Consider the following 16137-nt stretch of genomic DNA (forward strand, 5'->3'; position numbering starts at 1 on the left):
ATCTGATTAAAGGGTTCAGCAGCATAACGAGCGCAGCCGAGGTTGAGCAACGGGCAATGTCGGTTGTCCGCCGAACGCCCTCCCGCACATTTAGAGAATCGCCCTACAGACATCGCCTACTCGGCTGACTTCTTTCCTGTTCGATCCCCCGCAAAGTTTCGCGCCATTCCCCCGATGCGCGCGAGTGACTGCCAATGCTTCCACCTGATCCACTCCTGAAATTGAACAACAGCATTGGTTTGCTGGTGGTCGCTGCGCTGAACCCTGATCAGCCCGATGTCGAAAAGCTGTTTCAGGAGTTTCGCCTCTGTCTCAACAACTATGACGCCTGGGCCGAACAGTTCTGGATGGGCACCGCGCTGGGTGTCGAGCAGGTGTTCAAGGTCGGCAACGATGTCCGGCTCAGTGCACCGGTTGGCAGCCGCATCCCCATCAGTTCCTCCGTGGTCATGTGCCCCTCCACCGGCCCCCTGACGCTGGTGCACATGTTCGAAGCCGCACGGTTTGTGCCGATCGGCGACACGCCGGTGATCCTTGAACCGGTGATTTCCGATGTCGACGGCGTTTTGGGGTTCGGCGAACCGCTGCATCACACCATCGGCCCCAGCGGCATTCTCAAGGTCGACGATTGCGACCGGGGCCAGCGTTATCGCATCACCTTCTTTCCCGATGTTTCCACCGCGCATATCCAGACGTTGTACGCCTCGTATCAGGGCCTTGTTGATGGCCTGGAAGGCTGGCTGCGTGAGGAATGGAAAGGGTTTCAACCGCAGTGGACGGCGTTTTCCAGCGCCGGTTTCACCGAGCGTTACGGGCAGCTGCAACAGGCTGACTGGCACGGTTTCGAATCTGCGCTGAATGGCGTCTGGGATGACGTGAAACAGCTGTTTGCCCTGCTTGCAGATTTGCAGGCCAACAGCGAAAAGCTTCTGCAATACCTGTCCAGCGCTGAACTGGATGCTTTGCTCCAGGCATCCACCGAAGCCATCGCCAATGGCTTGCTGATGCTCAGCGACGAGCCGTTGCTGTTCATTTATCTGGCGGCCTTTACCAGCTGGCTGAAGATGCTGCCGCCGCAGTATCTGGCCGAGGTGCTGGCTGAAGTTCGGGCTGAGCTGCTGGTCAGTTTTCTGCTGATGTGTGTGTCGGGTGGCATGGGTGTGCCGCTGCGGTTGAGCACCCAGGTACTGGGCAAGATCAAGTCGCCGCGTGCGCGGGAATGGCTGGCGGCTTCGGCGCTGCGGCTGGCGGAGCTGACCTCCGCGCCTGATCTGACCCGGCATGCGAGCGCGTTGAAACCGCTGATGGTCAATGCAGGCCCGGCACCGTTGCGGCCGACACCGGCTATTCCGCTGGAGGTTCGCACGGGGGATGCGCTGGTGCTGAAGGTGCCCAATCCGGCGGCCATTGCCCGCGACAAGTCCCACGGCATGACACGAATGGAACGGCACGAGCCTCGGGATGATGCTTCGGATCAGGCAAAAAATCCCAACGGTGACAGTGCCGATTGTGCACCGAGGACCTGCACCAATGGCTGTCCGGTTTCGATGGTCACCGGTGAAGAGCTGCTAACGCTGACCGATGGTGTGCTCGATGGGCTGCTTCCATTCGAGTTCAACCGGTTGTACCGCAGCAGCGCGGCCGAGATTGATGTTGGGCTGGGGTTTGGCTGGAGTCACTCGCTGGCGCATCGGCTGGAGATTGATGGCGCTTCGGTGGTCTGGGTCGACCATGAGAACCGGCGGACGCGGTTTCCGTTGCCGAGTGTCGAGCGGCCGGAAATCCACAACAGCTTGTCGCGGGCGGCGATCTTTTTGGGGGATGAGCCGGAGGAGTTGATTGTTGCGCTGGCGGGGGACGCTACGCGGTTTTATCACTTTCGGGTTGGGCGTCTGACGGCTGTCAGCGATGCCTATGGCAATCGTCTGACCGTGCATCGGGATCTTTCCGACCGGATTCAGCGCCTGGACAACGGGGCTGGCCGTTCTTTGTTGCTGCGTTATGAGCGGGCGCATCTGGTCGCGGTCGATTATCAGGTTTTTCGGGAGTCTGCCTGGCGTACCGAGCAGACGCTGGTCAGCTACCGCTTTGATGCCCGCCATCGATTGATCGAGGCGTCCAACGCGGTCGGCGAGACTGAGCGTTACGACTACGACGATCAGCACGTCATTCTGCAACGGCAACTGGCCGGCGGTGCGAGTTTCTTCTGGGAGTGGGAACGCGCCGGCAAGGCGGCGCGTTGCGTGCGGCACTGGGCGTCGTTTTCGCAGATGGATACGCGTTACGTCTGGGATGACGCCGGCAGTGTCACGGTGCAGTACGTCGACGGCACTGAAGAAACCTACGTCCACGACGATACGGCGCGGTTGGTGCGTCAGGTTGCCGCCGATGGTGGCGAACAGCTCAAGGCCTACGACGCGCAGGGCCGATTGGTCGCCGAGCAGGATGCGCTGGGGGCGGTCACCGAATACCGCTACGACGATGCCGGACGGCTGATCGCGCTGATTCCGCCGGACGATGCGCCGACGTCCTACGAGTACCGCAACGGTTTCCTGCACAGTCGTTCACGTGGCGATGCCGTGTGGACGTACCGGCGTAATGCCCAGGGTGATATCACCGAAGCGGTCGACCCGGATGGCCATGTCACCCACTACCACCGCGATGCACAGGGGCGGTTGCTGTCGATCCGTTATCCGGATTCGGGTCGGCATGTGTTCGTGTGGAACGACCTGGGCCAACTGGTCGAAGAAAGTCTGCCGGACGGTGGGGTTCGCAAGTTTTCCTACGATGCGCTAGGGCGGCGGATTACGGCGCAGGACGAGCATGGCGCGGTCACCCGTCATGCATGGGATGCCGTTGGCCGGCTGATCCAGACCACCTCGCCGAATGGTGCCACCCGCGCCTGGTCCTACAGCGCCTACGGCCAGATCACCGCCGAACGCGATGAACTGGGGCGCATCACCCGCTACGAATATGACGATGACCTGCATTTGGTCAGCCGGCGGATCAACCCCGACGGCACGCAACTCCGGTACCGCTACGACCATGCGCAGCTGCTGCTGACGGAAATCGAGAATGAGTCGGGCGAAAAGTATCGGCTGGACTACACGCCCACCGGACTGATCCGACAGGAAACCGGCTTCGATGGCCGGCGTACGGCGTATGTCTACGACCGCAACGGTCATCTGCTGGAAAAGACCGAGTATGGCGACGACGGCTCGACGCTGGTCACCACTTACCAGCGCGACAGCGCCGGGCGATTGCTGCTCAAGACCCTGCCGGACGGGGTCGAGGTCAACTACCGCTATGACCGCCTCGGTCGGTTGGTCGGCGTGGATGACGGCCAGGATCACCCGCTGGCTTTCGAATACGACCTGCAGGACCGGCTGGTGCGCGAGCATCAGGGCTGGGGCACGCTGCGTTACACCTACGACGCCTGCGGCCAGCTCACTCGCATGCGTCTGCCGGACAACAGCAAGCTCGACTACCACTACGCCAAGGGCGGCGCGCTGACCGCGATCGACCTCAACGGCGCTTTGCTCACCCGTCACGTCTACCAGCACGGTCGTGAACAGCAACGCCAGCAAGGCCTGCTGCTCAGCGAATATGCCTACGACGAACAGGGCCGCTTACGCGCCCACGCCGTAGGCCATCAGCGCAGTGCACTGTACCGCCGCGACTTTGCCTACAGCGCCAACGGCAACCTCGAACACATCGCCGACACCCGCCACGGTCAGCGCAGCTATACCTACGACGCCCTCGACCGGCTGATCCGCGTGCGCCATACCCGCGACGATGCGCCGGAAAACTTTGCCCACGACCCGGCCGGCAACCTGCTGATGCAGGACCGCCCCGGCCCGACGCAGATCAAAGGCAACCGCCTGTTGATGCAGGGCGACCGCCATTACGACTACGACGCCTTCGGCAACCTGATCCGCGAACGCCGCGGCCGCGCGCAGATACTGATCACCGAATACCGCTACGACAGCCAGCACCGCCTGATCGGCCTGACCCGCCCCGACGGCAACAGCGCCACCTACCAGTACGACGCCTTCGGCCGGCGCATCCGCAAGACCGTCAACGGCCAGACCACCGAGTTCTTCTGGCAAGGCGACCACCTGATCGCCGAAAGCAGCCCGACCCAACACCGCAGCTTCATCTACGAACCCGGCACCTTCCGCCCGCTGGCGATGCTCGACGGCAAAGGCCCGAAACGCGCCTGCCCGTTCTACTACCAGCTCGACCACCTCGGCACCCCGCAGGAACTGACCGACTACAGCGGCGAGATCGTCTGGTCAGCCAAATACAGCGCCTACGGCAAGGTCACCTCGCTGGAGCTGGCAACCGAGGACTACCTGAATCAGCCGCTGCGGTTTCAGGGGCAGTACTTCGATGACGAAAGCGGGCTGCATTACAACCGGCACCGGTATTACGACCCTGACTTGGGACGGTACCTGACGCCGGATCCGGTGAAGCTGGCGGGTGGGCTGAATCAGTACCAGTACGTGCCGAATCCGACGGGGTGGGTGGATCCGTTGGGGTTGACGTCCAACTGTCCGCCCAAAAATGGAAAATCAGTTGCTTGTTCAGATTTTGGTGAGGTTGAGCTTCCGGATGTTTCCAGACGCGGCGCTTTTAGACAGGCAAAAGCTGATGCAGGGATTCCGAAAGGTCAACAGCCAGACGTACAGTTTGACGAAGTCAGTGGCAAACCAGGTCAGTTTATTTACATCAACATGACCGATATAAACGGCAAAAGCATCTTGAACGACTCCGGCATACCCATTAGAACTAGACAGTACATGTACACTCGACAGGATGGTTTCAAGCTAATATTGCAAGATCACTCTGCTGGACATAAATTCGGCGATGCTAGGAAAATTGGAGATCAAGGACCACACTTTAACATCCGTCCCGCAGCCAACCCAAGAACTGGAAAAGTCAAAAATACTGACGAGCACTATCCTTTTAGGAAATAGCCATGAAACACTGGAACGATATAGCAGAAAGCACTTTTTTCAACATGATTTTTAGCTCCCCAATAGCCATTGGAGAAATAAAACTTTTCATCTTAAATATCGACAACAATTACTCGACCGTCACATTAGGTTTCGATATACCTGAAATCCCGGACACTCCTCCGAAAAAATGGGAAAAAATGGGATTTAACGCTTGCCGCATAGGAATAACATGCAGCGAGATAGAGGATTTGGCATTACACAATCTACCTACAAACAAAAACCTGAGATTAACCATAAAAAATACTGGTTTACGATTTAGAGTTTCGGCCACTTCTGACGACTCATCAATACATTTCACGACAGCTTTTATATGCCTTCGCGAGCCTACGGTTTATCTGACCAGCACTCCATTCCATGAAACATGATTAAAACTTGATATTTTAACTTCCATCGCGATAGTTTTTTATTTGTAATAATTGCAATTTTTATCAAGAGATATGCGCAATTACTTTATTTTTTACAGATCAGAGTAGCCAAGTCGATTACCCAAATTTAAACGAACAACACACGAAAATTGCTGCAGGAAAATTGATGCGAGCACCCCATCACTCATCATCATCAAAATCCTCATACTCAAGCTCCTCCTCACCCTCCATAAGCGGAACCGTCGCATCATCCATCAACGACCCCGGATCTTCATTCCCCGGATCATTGATAAACGGCAATCCGCTCGGGCCTTTTTCTTCCTTGCCTTCGGTTTCGGGAGTCATGGCGCACCTCATTAATCTCAAATGTGTAAACGTTCGAAAAGTATGGTCGCTATTCGTTCCTGCGCATGACGCGCAGGCGCAAAAAACCCGGCATAAAGCCGGGTTTCCGTAGAACCGATCACTCAACGATGACGATTCTTGTGTTTGTACTTGTGCTTATGACCACCGCCGGAGTGCGACTTGCCGCCATCGTCACCCAGGTTGTTGCCGACCGCACCACCCGCTGCGCCGCCCAACCCTGCGCCGATGGTCGAACCGGTGGAGCCGCCGAGGCTGTTGCCGATCACTGAACCGCCTGCGGCGCCGAGGCCACCGCCAATGGCGGCTTCCGTGCGATTGCGTTTGTTCGCGCCGACAGCACTGCCGGCTGCACCACCAACACCAGCGCCCACCGCAGCACCGGTGCTGCCGCCGAGCTGGCCGCCGACCACGTTGCCCAGCGCGCCACCCAATCCGCCACCCACGGCGGCTGTGCCATCACCAGCGGCCATGGCGCCTTGGGCTACCAGTAATCCCAAAACCAATGCGGATAATGTCAAGCGCATACAGACCTCACAGGTCCCGAGTCGGGACGGTTCGCCCGCGGAGGGGGCTACGTAGCATTGGAGGCGAATTCGGGAAAAACGTTCAGCAACGAAAAGGCCCGGCATCAAACCGGGCCTTTTCAGACATGCGTTGGCAATCAGTGACGTTTGTGACCCTTGGACAGGTTGCTGCCCACCGCGCCACCGGCTGCGCCGCCCAGGCCAGCACCGATGGTGGCGCCAGTCTTGCCGCCCAGGCTGTTACCGATCACCGAACCGCCCGCCGCGCCGACGCCGCCGCCGATGGCTGCTTTGGTACGAGCACCTTTCTTGGCAGCCAGTGCACTGCCGGCCGCACCCGCTACACCAGCGCCAATCGCTGCGCCGGTGCTGCCGCCCATTTTCTGGCCAACCACGTTACCCAGCGCGCCGCCGAGACCGCCACCCAGTGCGGCGGTACCGTCACCAGCCATTGCACCTTGAGCAACCAGAAGCCCCAGAACCAGAGCAGGCAGAGTTAAACGCATGACGAAAACCTCAACAAAAGGAATAAAAAAGGGCGCAGATTGAATGCTGTTGCCGCGGCAATGTCCAGCGTTGCAGCGCACTTGGCGCCGATTGGACAGTGAATACGGAAAAGGTTTTATGACGGACAAAAAAAAGCCCGCTGGGGAGACGGGCTGGAGACTTGCTTTCTAACGGATGGCTTCACCCTACTCAGGCGGGTGTGAAAAGTTTGTGAAAAAACCGGACAAAAGCTTCAATCAATGTAGGACGCTTCTTTACCAGGCAGGCATAAAAAACCCCGTTCAATGACGGGGCTCTGCGGGACAGGACTCACTTTCTGGAGCGGGTGGTGACCTTGGGCAGAAACTTCGCCTTCGGGCCCTTGGGTGCCGTGGACTTGATCTTGCCGGTCTGCACCGGATCCTCGCCAAATCCGGCCTGATACTCCGTCTGGCCGCAGCGCACGCAATTATTGAATGAAAATTCAGCCCCGTCGTCTTCGATGTACGGATCAGTCATCTTTGCTCCCCTTCTCAAATGCGGGCCGACACCGGCAAACCCTTTCGCCTGAAAAAATATCGACCTCCAAGGCTTTTGAGACTAGCCGGTCATTCCTGGACTTGTGATTCAGATCGCCCGAAGCCCGACGAATGGCCTACGGAAATTAAACACATTGGGGAACCGTTGGTCCCAAGCGGCTAAAGATTTGCGGCGACCGGCCGCTGCCCTTTTTCCTACACAATGAATCTCAAGGAGAGAACATGGAAATCAAAGGATTCCCGACACTGCCTGTTGTAAAGCTCACGGATGAACAGATCGCCGCCGGCAAGGCCGGGGCGGAGAAACTCAAGGAAAAGATCGCTTCAGGTGAGATTGTCATCAAGCAGCCGACCGGACCAAGTCCGTTGCAGCCTGGCGTCATCTACCATCCAGACCCGGTTCAGCCAGTTCAACCCGGCGATACGCCGCCTCTCGTCGCGAACGACACGCCGCTGACCTACGATTCGAAAGGCACCATCCTGCTCAAACCGCAGGGCTGATTATCAGCACAGAGCCCATTCCGTTGGATGGGCTCACTAGCCTCAGCGCAACTTGACCGCCGTACCGGTCGCAAACACCACAACCATGCCACCCTTCCCTGCGGGCATGCTGATCTCGAAATCCACCCCGACCACCGCATCCGCCTGCAAAGCCCGCGCACGTTCCTTGATCTCGTCAGTCGCCTGGATACGTGCCTCCTTCAATGCCCGCTCCAGCGTCTGCGAACGCCCGCCGAAAAAGTCGCGCATGCCCGCGAACATATCGCGAATCACATTCACGCCCTGCACCGACTCGGCACTGACGATGTCCAGATACGCCGTAATCTGCCGGCCTTCGATGGAGTGGGTGGTGGAAATGATCATGGAGGTCGTCCTTTTACATGCCGGATAAAACCGCGATTGTAATGCCCTGGCAAAGGGATGCCGAACCGATCTCTGTGACCAAAAAAATCCGGACGCCAGAATGCACAAAACCCCTGGTTTCTTTCGAAACCAGGGGTTTTGTTTACATCGAATTTGGCGGTGAAGGAGAGATTCGAACTCTCGATACAGTTTCCTGTATACACACTTTCCAGGCGTGCTCCTTAAGCCACTCGGACACTTCACCGTATCTCTTCAAACATGTTCTGTCTGTCGAGGCGCGCTAATGTAGTCGAAAGCTTTTCTGATGGCAAACTTTTTTTCAGAATTTTCATGCGGTTAAGCGAAAAAGCCGCGACCGCCATCGAGAGTCCATGGCGATCCGGCCAATCTCGGGTAAACGCGGCCCTTCTATATAGGCGCGCAGGCGTCAGGCACCGGGCGCGTTGCAGCGCATCGGCCAGTAAACAGTGACTGGCGGGTCAGTCACAGTGCTTTACCTGACCGACGACGGTGGGTAACGTCTGCCCATCTTTCTTATAAGGAATTGCGCCATGAGCGACCTGATTGCCTACCACCTCGAAGACGGTATCGCGACCCTGACCCTGAGCAACGGCAAGGTCAACGCCATTTCCCCGGACGTGATCGCGGCCTTCAACGCGGCGCTGGATCAGGCGGTGGCGGATCGTGCCGTTGTGATCATCACCGGCCAGCCGGGCATTCTCTCTGGCGGCTACGACCTGAAAGTAATGACCGCCGGCCCTAAAGAGGCGGTGTCGCTGGTGACTGCCGGTTCGACTCTGGCCCGTCGTCTGCTGTCGCATCCGTTCCCGGTGATCGTCGCTTGCCCGGGTCACGCCGTGGCCAAAGGTGCATTCATTCTGTTGTCCGCCGACTACCGCATAGGTGTCGACGGCCCGTTCAGCATCGGTCTGAATGAAGTGCAGATCGGCATGACCATGCACCATGCCGGTATCGAGCTGGCCCGTGATCGTCTGCGTCGCTCGGCCTTCCATCGCTCGGTGATCAACGGCGAGATGTTTGATCCGCAAAGCGCAGTGGATGCCGGCTTCCTCGACAAGGTTGTCGCGGCCGATGAACTGCAAGGCGCCGCCCTCGCCGCCGCACGTCAGTTGAAGAAAATCAACATGACCGCACACAAGAACACCAAGCTGAAAGTGCGCAAGGCGCTGCTGGAAACCCTGGACAACGCGATCATTCAGGATCAGGAGCATCTGGGCTGACACCCGGCTCATACCGATTCTGAAAAGCCCGACCGTCGTGTCGGGCTTTTTCTTACACGCCCAGTTAAAAACTCTGCAGCAGCTCTAGGACGCCTCTGACCAACAAGTCGGAAACATGCGCTTAAACATCGCCCATCTCCGGACTCTATAGCGGCAATTGCCGAAAACAGTGCACATCCGTACACTGCGCCACCTTTTGTCCCGATGGGCCTTAAAATGCTGTTCGTGTTTCGTATGTTGTTGATGGGCCTGCACTTTATTCTGGCGGGAATCCTCGGTGTGATCCTCGGGCTGTGCCGCCCATTCAATCCGGACAACAGTCGCCTGTGCGCCCGTCTCTATGCACTGCCGGCCATGTGCATTTTGCGTTTGCGAGTGAAAGCCGATGTCGGGCCGTTGATGAACAAGCCCGACAGCTGCGTGATCATCGCCAACCATCAGTCCAACTACGACCTGTTCGTGTTCGGCAATGTGGTACCGCGTCGTACCGTGTGCATCGGCAAAAAGAGCCTGAAGTGGGTGCCACTGTTCGGGCAGCTGTTCTGGCTGGCGGGCAACGTGTTGATCGATCGCGGGAACGCGCACAAGGCGCGCCAGTCGATGCTGACCACCACCGACACTTTGCAGCACAAAGACACCTCGATTTGGGTCTTCCCGGAAGGCACCCGCAACCTGGGTGAAGAACTGCTGCCATTCAAAAAAGGCGCGTTCCAGATGGCCATCGCCGCCGGGGTGCCGATCGTTCCGGTGTGTGTCAGCAGCTACATCAAGCACATGCGTCTGAACCGCTGGCACAGCGGGAAAGTTCTCATACGCTCGCTGCCGGCAATTCCTACCGCTGGCCTGACCATGGATGACATGCCCATGCTCATTACCCAATGCCGCGAGCAGATGCGCGAATGTATCGATGCGATGGATCGGCAGCTGCAAGCCGCGTGAATAAAGAAGCCCGCCCAGTGCGGGTTTTCTTTTGCCCGGTGAACTGTGCAGATTTCACTGACTCTCAAGCAGCGACACGGCTAAGCTGAAGCCATGTCTCCCCTGCCATCTGCCAAGAAGAAGTGAATCAACACCATGGGTCGAGTTGTTGCTGCTGCGGTTTACAGCGCTGGTAAGAAAGTCACCAATATTTCCCTCGACGAAGGCGCGGCCTGGGCCGCCAAGACCGGCCACTTCGTCTGGATCGGCCTCGAAGAGCCGAGTGCCCAGGAACTGTCCAACCTGCAACGCCAGTTCAACCTGCACGAACTGGCCATCGAAGACGCTCTGGAAAAACACAGCCGGCCAAAGCTGGAAACCTTTGGCGACGCGCTGTTCATCGTCACCTACTCGCCGGTGCGCGAGCACGGGATTCTGCAGTTCATCGAAACCCATATCTTCGCTGGTAACGGCTACATCATCACCGCGCGTAACGGTCATTCGGCGTCCTACGCCCATGTCCGCCAGCGCTGTGAGGCGCGGCCGCTGTTGCTGGAACACGGGGAAGATTTCGTACTGTATGCGCTGCTGGATTTCGTGATCGAAAACTATCAGCCGGTGGGAGAAGCGATCCATGCAGAGATTGATGAGCTGGAACGCAACGTGCTGTGCAGTGCGCTCAATGAACACGACATCCAGAAACTCCATGGCCTGCGCCGAGACGTCTTGCGTTTGCGCCGTTACGCGGCGCCGATGGTGGAAATCGGCGAGGAGCTGCAGAAGCTGAGCTTCCCCTTCATCGACAAGAACATGCGCCCGTACTTCCGTGATGTGCAGATCCATGTGACGCGGCAGATGGAAGACCTGACCACCCTGGCCGACATTGCCAGCCAGACCATCGAAATCGGCGTGCTGCTGGAGGCGTCACGCCAGAGCGTGGTGCAGCGCAAATTCGCCGCGTGGGCGGCGATTCTGGCGTTCCCCACGGCAGTGGCGGGGATCTACGGGATGAACTTCCAGAACATGCCGGAGCTGAGCTGGCACTACGGCTATTTCGGCGTGCTGGGCTTTATTACGGTCGGCTGCGTGAGCCTGTGGGCAAGCTTCAAGAAATCGGGCTGGTTGTAAGTTAAAAAAACGCCCCCGTGCAAAGCACGAGGGCGTTCGAATTCAAGCGGCGGTCGGCTTGTGCGCCACGAAACGCATCATCCATTCCGCAACGGTGGTACCGTGGTGCTGATGTTCCAGGCTGGCCACACCCTTGCTGTACACCTGCTCGCCCAGCGCATCCTGACGCAGATCCAGCAGCGCTCGCGAGTAGTCGTGGATAAATTCCGGATGCCCCTGGAAGCACAGCACCTGATCGTTGATGTGGTACGCGGCGAACGGGCAGAAATCGCTGGAAGCAATCACCGTGGCGTTCTCCGGCAACGCCGTGACTTGATCCTGGTGGCTGATCAACAGCGTCAGCTCTTCACGCACCGGGCTCATCCACGGTGCCTTGGCCGCCAGTTTGTAGTTGTGAATGCCAACTCCCCAACCCTGCGTAGCGCGCTCGCTTTTGCCGCCCAGCAGCAGCGCCAGCAGTTGATGGCCGAAGCACACGCCGAGCAGTTTGTCGCCGCGCTCGTAGCGAGTCAGCAGGTATTGCTTGAGGGTCTGGATCCACGGGTCGGTGCCGAACGAGTCGGCCTTGCTGCCGGTGACCAGATACGCATCGAAAGTCAGGTCATCACTCGGATAGTCGCCCTGCATCACGTTGTACACCGTGAACTCGGCGGCGATCGGCTGTTGCGAGAACAGGCGCTGGAACATCTGCCCGTAACCCTGATATTGATCGACCAGTTCCGGACGCAGGATGTCGGTTTCCAGAATGCAGATGCGTAGCGACATAAAAAATACCTGACACGTGATGGGAATAATGCACACCCCAGAGCCTGCCTTGAAACCACCCGGCAAGGCAAGCCCCGAAATGCCTCCCCTCCCCGTTAGAACAACTCGCCTTTCGCGGCTTTTTCCAGCAGCAACGCAGGCGGTGCGAAACGCTCGCCGTACTGTTCCGCCAGGTACTGCGCCCGCGCGACGAAGTCCTTCACGCCATATTGATTGATGAACTGCAACGCGCCGCCCGTCCATGCCGCAAAACCGATGCCGAAGATCGAGCCGACATTGGCGTCCGCCGTCGACGTCAGCACGCCCTCCTCCACACAGCGCACGGTCTCGATGGCCTGCACGAACAGCAGTCGATCACGCACATCCTTGGGCGAAATCTGCCCGTCGGCTTTCTCGAAACGGGTTTTCAGCTCGGGCCACAAATGTTTCTGCCCACCCGCGGGGTACTCATAAAAACCGCCTCCCGCTGCCTTGCCCGGCCGCTTGTATTCGTTGAGCAGCAAGTCAATCACGGCGAACGCCGGGTGCTCAATCAGCGGTTTCCCTTCTGCCTGCAGGTCTTTGGCCGTTTGCTGACGGATATGGCTCATCAGGCTGAGGGAAACTTCGTCGGAGATCGCCAGCGGTCCGACAGGCATCCCGGCCTTGCGCGCTTCGGTCTCGATCATCGGCGCACTGACGCCCTCACCCAGCATGGCAATGCCTTCATTGGTAAAGGTGCCGAATACTCGAGAAGTAAAGAAACCGCGACTGTCGTTGACCACAATCGGGGTTTTCTTGATTTGCAGTACGAAATCGAACCCGCGTGCGAGGGTTTCGTCGCTGGTTTGCGCGCCTTTGATGATTTCCACCAGCGGCATCTTTTCCACCGGGCTGAAGAAGTGCAGGCCGATGAACTTGCTTTGATCCGGTACTGCGGTCGCCAACCCCGTGATGGGCAAGGTCGACGTGTTGGAAGCAATCACCGCGTCGGCGCCGACCACCTGCTGCGCTGCTGCCGAGACCTTGGCCTTGAGTTGACGATCCTCGAACACCGCCTCGATGATCAGATCGCAACCTGCCAGATCGGCGTCGCTTTCGGTCGGATGGATGCGCGCCAGCACCGCTTCACGCTGCTGCGCAGTCATCTGCCCGCGAGCGACTTTCTTGTCCAGCAATGCCGCCGAATGGGCTTTGCCCTTTTCCGCAGCCGCGAGGTTGATGTCTTTGAGCACCACGTCGATCCCGGCCGATGCGCTGACATAGGCGATCCCGGCGCCCATCATGCCCGCGCCGAGCACGCCCACGCGCTTCGTCACATAAGGCGCAAAACCCTGCGGCCGCGATCCGCCGGCGTTGATTTCATTGAGCTGGAACCAGAAGGTGCCAATCAGGTTTTTCGAGATCTGGCCGGTGGTCAGTTCGGTGAAATAACGGGTTTCGATCAGGTGCGCGGTGTCGAAATCCACCTGCGCGCCTTCCACCGCCGCACACAGAATCTTCTCCGGCGCCGGCAACGTGCCCTGGGTTTTGGTGCGCAGGATCGACGGCGCAATCGCCAGCATCTGCGCGACTTTCGGATTGGAGGGCGTGCCGCCGGGAATCTGATAGCCCTTCACATCCCAACGCTGCACGGCCGCGGGATTGGCCAGAATCCAGGCCCGGGCCTTGGCCAGCAGCTCATCGCGATCCGCTGCCAGTTCATCAATCAGCCCCGCCTGCAACGCCTGCTGCGGACGGACTTTCTTGCCTTCGAGCAGATACGGCAAAGCCTTTTCGATGCCCAGCATGCGCACCATCCGCACCACGCCACCGCCGCCCGGCAACAGGCCGAGGGTCACTTCCGGCAAACCGAGCTGCACCGACGCATCGTCCAGTGCCACGCGGTGGTGGCAGGCCAGGCAGATTTCCCAGCCGCCGCCGAGCGCCGCGCCGTTGATCGCCGCGACCACCGGTTTGCCGAGGGTTTCCAGGGTGCGCAACTGGCCCTTGAGGGTCAGCACCATGTCATAGAAGGCCTTGGCTTCGGGCTTGCCGACCTTGATCAGTTCATTCAGGTCGCCACCGGCGAAGAAGGTTTTCTTGGCCGAGGTGATGATCACCCCGGCGACGTCCTCTTTTTCCGCCTGCAAACGGGCGACGCTTTCGGCCATGGCCTCGCGGTACACCGAGTTCATGGTGTTGGCGCTCTGGCCCGGCATGTCGATGGTCAGGAGGACGATGCCGTCCTGGCCTTTTTCGTAACGAATGGCTTGGGTCATGACAGGATTCCTTGGGGTCAGAGGCGTTCGATGATGGTCGCGATGCCCATGCCGCCGCCGACGCACAGTGTCGCGAGGCCGTAGCGCAGGCGCCGGGCTTCCAGTTCATCGAGCAAGGTGCCGAGGATCGCGCAACCGGTGGCGCCCAGCGGGTGGCCCATGGCGATCGAGCCGCCATTGACGTTGACCTTGTCCGGGTCGACAGCCATGTCCTTGATGAACTTCAGCACCACCGAGGCGAACGCCTCGTTGACTTCAAACAAGTCGATGTCTTCCACCCGCAGCCCGGCCTTGGCCAACGCCTTGCGAGTGGCCGGCGCCGGGCCGGTGAGCATGATGGTCGGATCGGTGCTGGTGACCGCCGTGGCGACGATCCGCGCCCGGGGTTGCAGGCCCAACGCGCGGCCCTTGGCCTCGGAGCCGATCAACATCAGCGCCGCGCCGTCGACGATCCCCGAGCTGTTGCCCGGCGTGTGCACATGGTTAATCCGCTCGACATGGCTGTAGACCCGCAACGCCGTGGCGTCGAAGCCCATCTGGCCAATCATTTCGAAACTCGGCTTGAGCTTGCCCAGACCTTCAAGAGTCGACTCGGCGCGAATGAACTCATCGTGATCGAGCAGGATGATGCCGTTCTGGTCCTGCACCGGCACCAACGACTTGTTGAACGAACCGTCGGCCCGGGCACGGGCGGCTTTCTGTTGCGAATGCAGCGCGTAGGCATCGACGTCCTGGCGGCTGAAGCCTTCAAGGGTGGCGATCAGGTCGGCGCCAACGCCTTGTGGCGTGAAGTGGCTGTGCAGGTTGGTCTGCGGGTCCAGCGCCCAGGCGCCACCGTCGCTGCCCATCGGCACGCGGGACATGGACTCCACACCACCGACCACTACCAGATCCTCGAACCCGGAGCGCACTTTCATCGCCCCCAGGTTCACCGCTTCCAGCCCGGAAGCGCAGAAGCGGTTGATCTGCACACCCGCGACGCTGACGTCCCAATCGGCCACCTGCACGGCGGTCTTGGCGATGTCGGAGCCCTGATCGCCAATCGGCGTGACGCAACCGAGCACCACGTCATCGACCTGGCTGGTGTCCAGCGCGGTGCGCGCCTGCAAAGCGGTCAGCAGCCCGGCCACCAGGTTCACCGGTTTGACGCTGTGCAGCGAACCATCGGCCTTGCCCTTGCCACGGGGCGTGCGTAACGCGTCGAAAATCAAAGCTTGGGTCATGACGTCCTCGAACCTGTGCGGTGAGTGAAATTCGTGCTGTCACTGTTGTCTTCGCAGGCGACGGATTCAATGACCACAGCGCTCAATGACGTTGACGCGCACGCTCAGACGGACGGTCATCCATGGCTTGGTTAACCGGTTCAGGTGTGCGAGCTGTCTAGCAAACGGGCGGCAAAGAAGCTGGCAATGGGCCTCATGCCTTTTTAATCGCAACCGGTAGCAAGTACATACGAAATGGATCTAAGCGAAGCGTGACGCGGGCCCTAAGGTGAAGATGTACGTTGTTGTCGTCGGGTTTTGCCGAGGCAGACGTTCTTCAACAGGAAGTGCAGCGCTTGCCATCATGGATATGCAGGCAGGCATCAGGAAATAACAAAAAAGGCGGTCAAGCCATGTTCAAACAACCGAAAGTACGGCAAGCAGGACTCATTCTTTTCGCCACGACGCTGTTGTTGAT

General features: G+C 59.0%; 14 protein-coding genes and 1 tRNA gene. 6 read left to right on the plus strand and 9 right to left on the minus strand.

Annotation, left to right across the window (positions count from 1 at the left end):
* The first annotated feature begins 194 nt into the window (after positions 1 to 194).
* Complete coding sequence (locus tag AC07Y2_RS10980) at positions 195 to 4979, plus strand: RHS repeat-associated core domain-containing protein (RefSeq protein ID WP_494990411.1); 4785 nt, start codon at positions 195 to 197, stop codon at positions 4977 to 4979.
* A gap of 2 nt (positions 4980 to 4981) precedes the next feature.
* Positions 4982 to 5386, plus strand: coding sequence for an Imm50 family immunity protein (locus AC07Y2_RS10985; protein ID WP_074687611.1), 405 nt, complete (start codon positions 4982 to 4984; stop codon positions 5384 to 5386).
* 180 nt (positions 5387 to 5566) lie between these two features.
* On the opposite strand, the gene AC07Y2_RS10990 is transcribed toward AC07Y2_RS10985, so the two are convergent.
* The 4 genes from AC07Y2_RS10990 to AC07Y2_RS11005 all read right to left on the minus strand — a co-directional run bounded on the left by AC07Y2_RS10990 (position 5567) and on the right by AC07Y2_RS11005 (position 7281).
* Positions 5567 to 5731 carry a hypothetical protein gene (locus tag AC07Y2_RS10990; protein ID WP_169429543.1) on the minus strand — a complete coding sequence of 55 codons (165 nt, stop codon included), beginning with the start codon at positions 5729 to 5731 and terminating at the stop codon, positions 5567 to 5569.
* 122 nt (positions 5732 to 5853) lie between these two features.
* Complete coding sequence (locus AC07Y2_RS10995) at positions 5854 to 6276, minus strand: glycine zipper domain-containing protein (RefSeq protein WP_039769957.1); 423 nt, start codon at positions 6274 to 6276, stop codon at positions 5854 to 5856.
* Positions 6277 to 6413: 137 nt separating this feature from the next.
* On the minus strand, positions 6414 to 6782 hold the full coding sequence (locus AC07Y2_RS11000) for a glycine zipper domain-containing protein (protein WP_039769955.1): 369 nt from the start codon (positions 6780 to 6782) through the stop codon (positions 6414 to 6416).
* A 310-nt stretch (positions 6783 to 7092) separates the two neighbouring features.
* Complete coding sequence (locus tag AC07Y2_RS11005) at positions 7093 to 7281, minus strand: hypothetical protein (protein WP_039769953.1); 189 nt, start codon at positions 7279 to 7281, stop codon at positions 7093 to 7095.
* A gap of 242 nt (positions 7282 to 7523) precedes the next feature.
* Between AC07Y2_RS11005 and AC07Y2_RS11010 the strand changes: the two genes are divergently transcribed.
* Positions 7524 to 7802 (plus strand): hypothetical protein, encoded by a 279-nt coding sequence (locus AC07Y2_RS11010; RefSeq protein ID WP_103387042.1) that lies wholly within the window; start codon positions 7524 to 7526, stop codon positions 7800 to 7802.
* A 42-nt stretch (positions 7803 to 7844) separates the two neighbouring features.
* On the opposite strand, the gene AC07Y2_RS11015 is transcribed toward AC07Y2_RS11010, so the two are convergent.
* Complete coding sequence (locus tag AC07Y2_RS11015; protein WP_039769949.1) at positions 7845 to 8165, minus strand: YbjQ family protein; 321 nt, start codon at positions 8163 to 8165, stop codon at positions 7845 to 7847.
* Positions 8166 to 8319: 154 nt separating this feature from the next.
* A tRNA-Ser gene (locus AC07Y2_RS11020) sits at positions 8320 to 8409 on the minus strand.
* Positions 8410 to 8716: 307 nt separating this feature from the next.
* On the opposite strand from AC07Y2_RS11020, the gene AC07Y2_RS11025 reads away from it, so the two are divergent.
* The 3 genes from AC07Y2_RS11025 to AC07Y2_RS11035 all read left to right on the plus strand — a co-directional run bounded on the left by AC07Y2_RS11025 (position 8717) and on the right by AC07Y2_RS11035 (position 11452).
* Entirely contained in the window at positions 8717 to 9406 is a 690-nt protein-coding gene (locus AC07Y2_RS11025) for a crotonase/enoyl-CoA hydratase family protein (RefSeq protein ID WP_103387043.1), read from the plus strand.
* 216 nt (positions 9407 to 9622) lie between these two features.
* On the plus strand, positions 9623 to 10345 hold the full coding sequence (locus tag AC07Y2_RS11030) for a 1-acylglycerol-3-phosphate O-acyltransferase (RefSeq protein ID WP_103387044.1): 723 nt from the start codon (positions 9623 to 9625) through the stop codon (positions 10343 to 10345).
* A gap of 135 nt (positions 10346 to 10480) precedes the next feature.
* Positions 10481 to 11452, plus strand: a complete 972-nt coding sequence (locus AC07Y2_RS11035; RefSeq protein WP_039769945.1) for a magnesium and cobalt transport protein CorA — start codon at positions 10481 to 10483, stop codon at positions 11450 to 11452.
* Positions 11453 to 11494: 42 nt separating this feature from the next.
* Here AC07Y2_RS11035 and AC07Y2_RS11040 read toward each other — a convergent pair whose 3' ends face one another.
* The 3 genes from AC07Y2_RS11040 to AC07Y2_RS11050 form a co-directional block, all read right to left on the minus strand.
* A complete protein-coding gene (locus AC07Y2_RS11040) occupies positions 11495 to 12217 on the minus strand; it encodes an amidotransferase (RefSeq protein ID WP_103387045.1) in 723 nt (240 codons plus the stop codon).
* A gap of 95 nt (positions 12218 to 12312) precedes the next feature.
* Positions 12313 to 14457, minus strand: coding sequence for a 3-hydroxyacyl-CoA dehydrogenase NAD-binding domain-containing protein (locus AC07Y2_RS11045; RefSeq protein WP_103387046.1), 2145 nt, complete (start codon positions 14455 to 14457; stop codon positions 12313 to 12315).
* Between the two features lie 17 nt (positions 14458 to 14474).
* Positions 14475 to 15680 carry an acetyl-CoA C-acetyltransferase gene (locus AC07Y2_RS11050; protein WP_039769940.1) on the minus strand — a complete coding sequence of 402 codons (1206 nt, stop codon included), beginning with the start codon at positions 15678 to 15680 and terminating at the stop codon, positions 14475 to 14477.
* Between the last annotated feature and the right edge of the window lie 457 nt (positions 15681 to 16137).

It is taken from the genome of Pseudomonas sp. GW456-12-1-14-TSB6, from assembly GCF_059424205.1.

Coding starts and splice junctions, on each gene's coding strand:
- AC07Y2_RS10990 (WP_169429543.1), bottom strand. CDS start 5,731: ATGACTCCCGAAACCGAAGGCAAGGAAGAAAAAGGCCCGAGCGGATTG.
- AC07Y2_RS11035 (WP_039769945.1), top strand. CDS start 10,481: ATGGGTCGAGTTGTTGCTGCTGCGGTTTACAGCGCTGGTAAGAAAGTC.
- AC07Y2_RS11000 (WP_039769955.1), bottom strand. CDS start 6,782: ATGCGTTTAACTCTGCCTGCTCTGGTTCTGGGGCTTCTGGTTGCTCAA.
- AC07Y2_RS11040 (WP_103387045.1), bottom strand. CDS start 12,217: ATGTCGCTACGCATCTGCATTCTGGAAACCGACATCCTGCGTCCGGAA.
- AC07Y2_RS11030 (WP_103387044.1), top strand. CDS start 9,623: ATGCTGTTCGTGTTTCGTATGTTGTTGATGGGCCTGCACTTTATTCTG.
- AC07Y2_RS11005 (WP_039769953.1), bottom strand. CDS start 7,281: ATGACTGATCCGTACATCGAAGACGACGGGGCTGAATTTTCATTCAAT.
- AC07Y2_RS10980 (WP_494990411.1), top strand. CDS start 195: ATGCTTCCACCTGATCCACTCCTGAAATTGAACAACAGCATTGGTTTG.
- AC07Y2_RS11010 (WP_103387042.1), top strand. CDS start 7,524: ATGGAAATCAAAGGATTCCCGACACTGCCTGTTGTAAAGCTCACGGAT.
- AC07Y2_RS11045 (WP_103387046.1), bottom strand. CDS start 14,457: ATGACCCAAGCCATTCGTTACGAAAAAGGCCAGGACGGCATCGTCCTC.
- AC07Y2_RS11050 (WP_039769940.1), bottom strand. CDS start 15,680: ATGACCCAAGCTTTGATTTTCGACGCGTTACGCACGCCCCGTGGCAAG.
- AC07Y2_RS10985 (WP_074687611.1), top strand. CDS start 4,982: ATGAAACACTGGAACGATATAGCAGAAAGCACTTTTTTCAACATGATT.
- AC07Y2_RS11015 (WP_039769949.1), bottom strand. CDS start 8,165: ATGATCATTTCCACCACCCACTCCATCGAAGGCCGGCAGATTACGGCG.
- AC07Y2_RS10995 (WP_039769957.1), bottom strand. CDS start 6,276: ATGCGCTTGACATTATCCGCATTGGTTTTGGGATTACTGGTAGCCCAA.
- AC07Y2_RS11025 (WP_103387043.1), top strand. CDS start 8,717: ATGAGCGACCTGATTGCCTACCACCTCGAAGACGGTATCGCGACCCTG.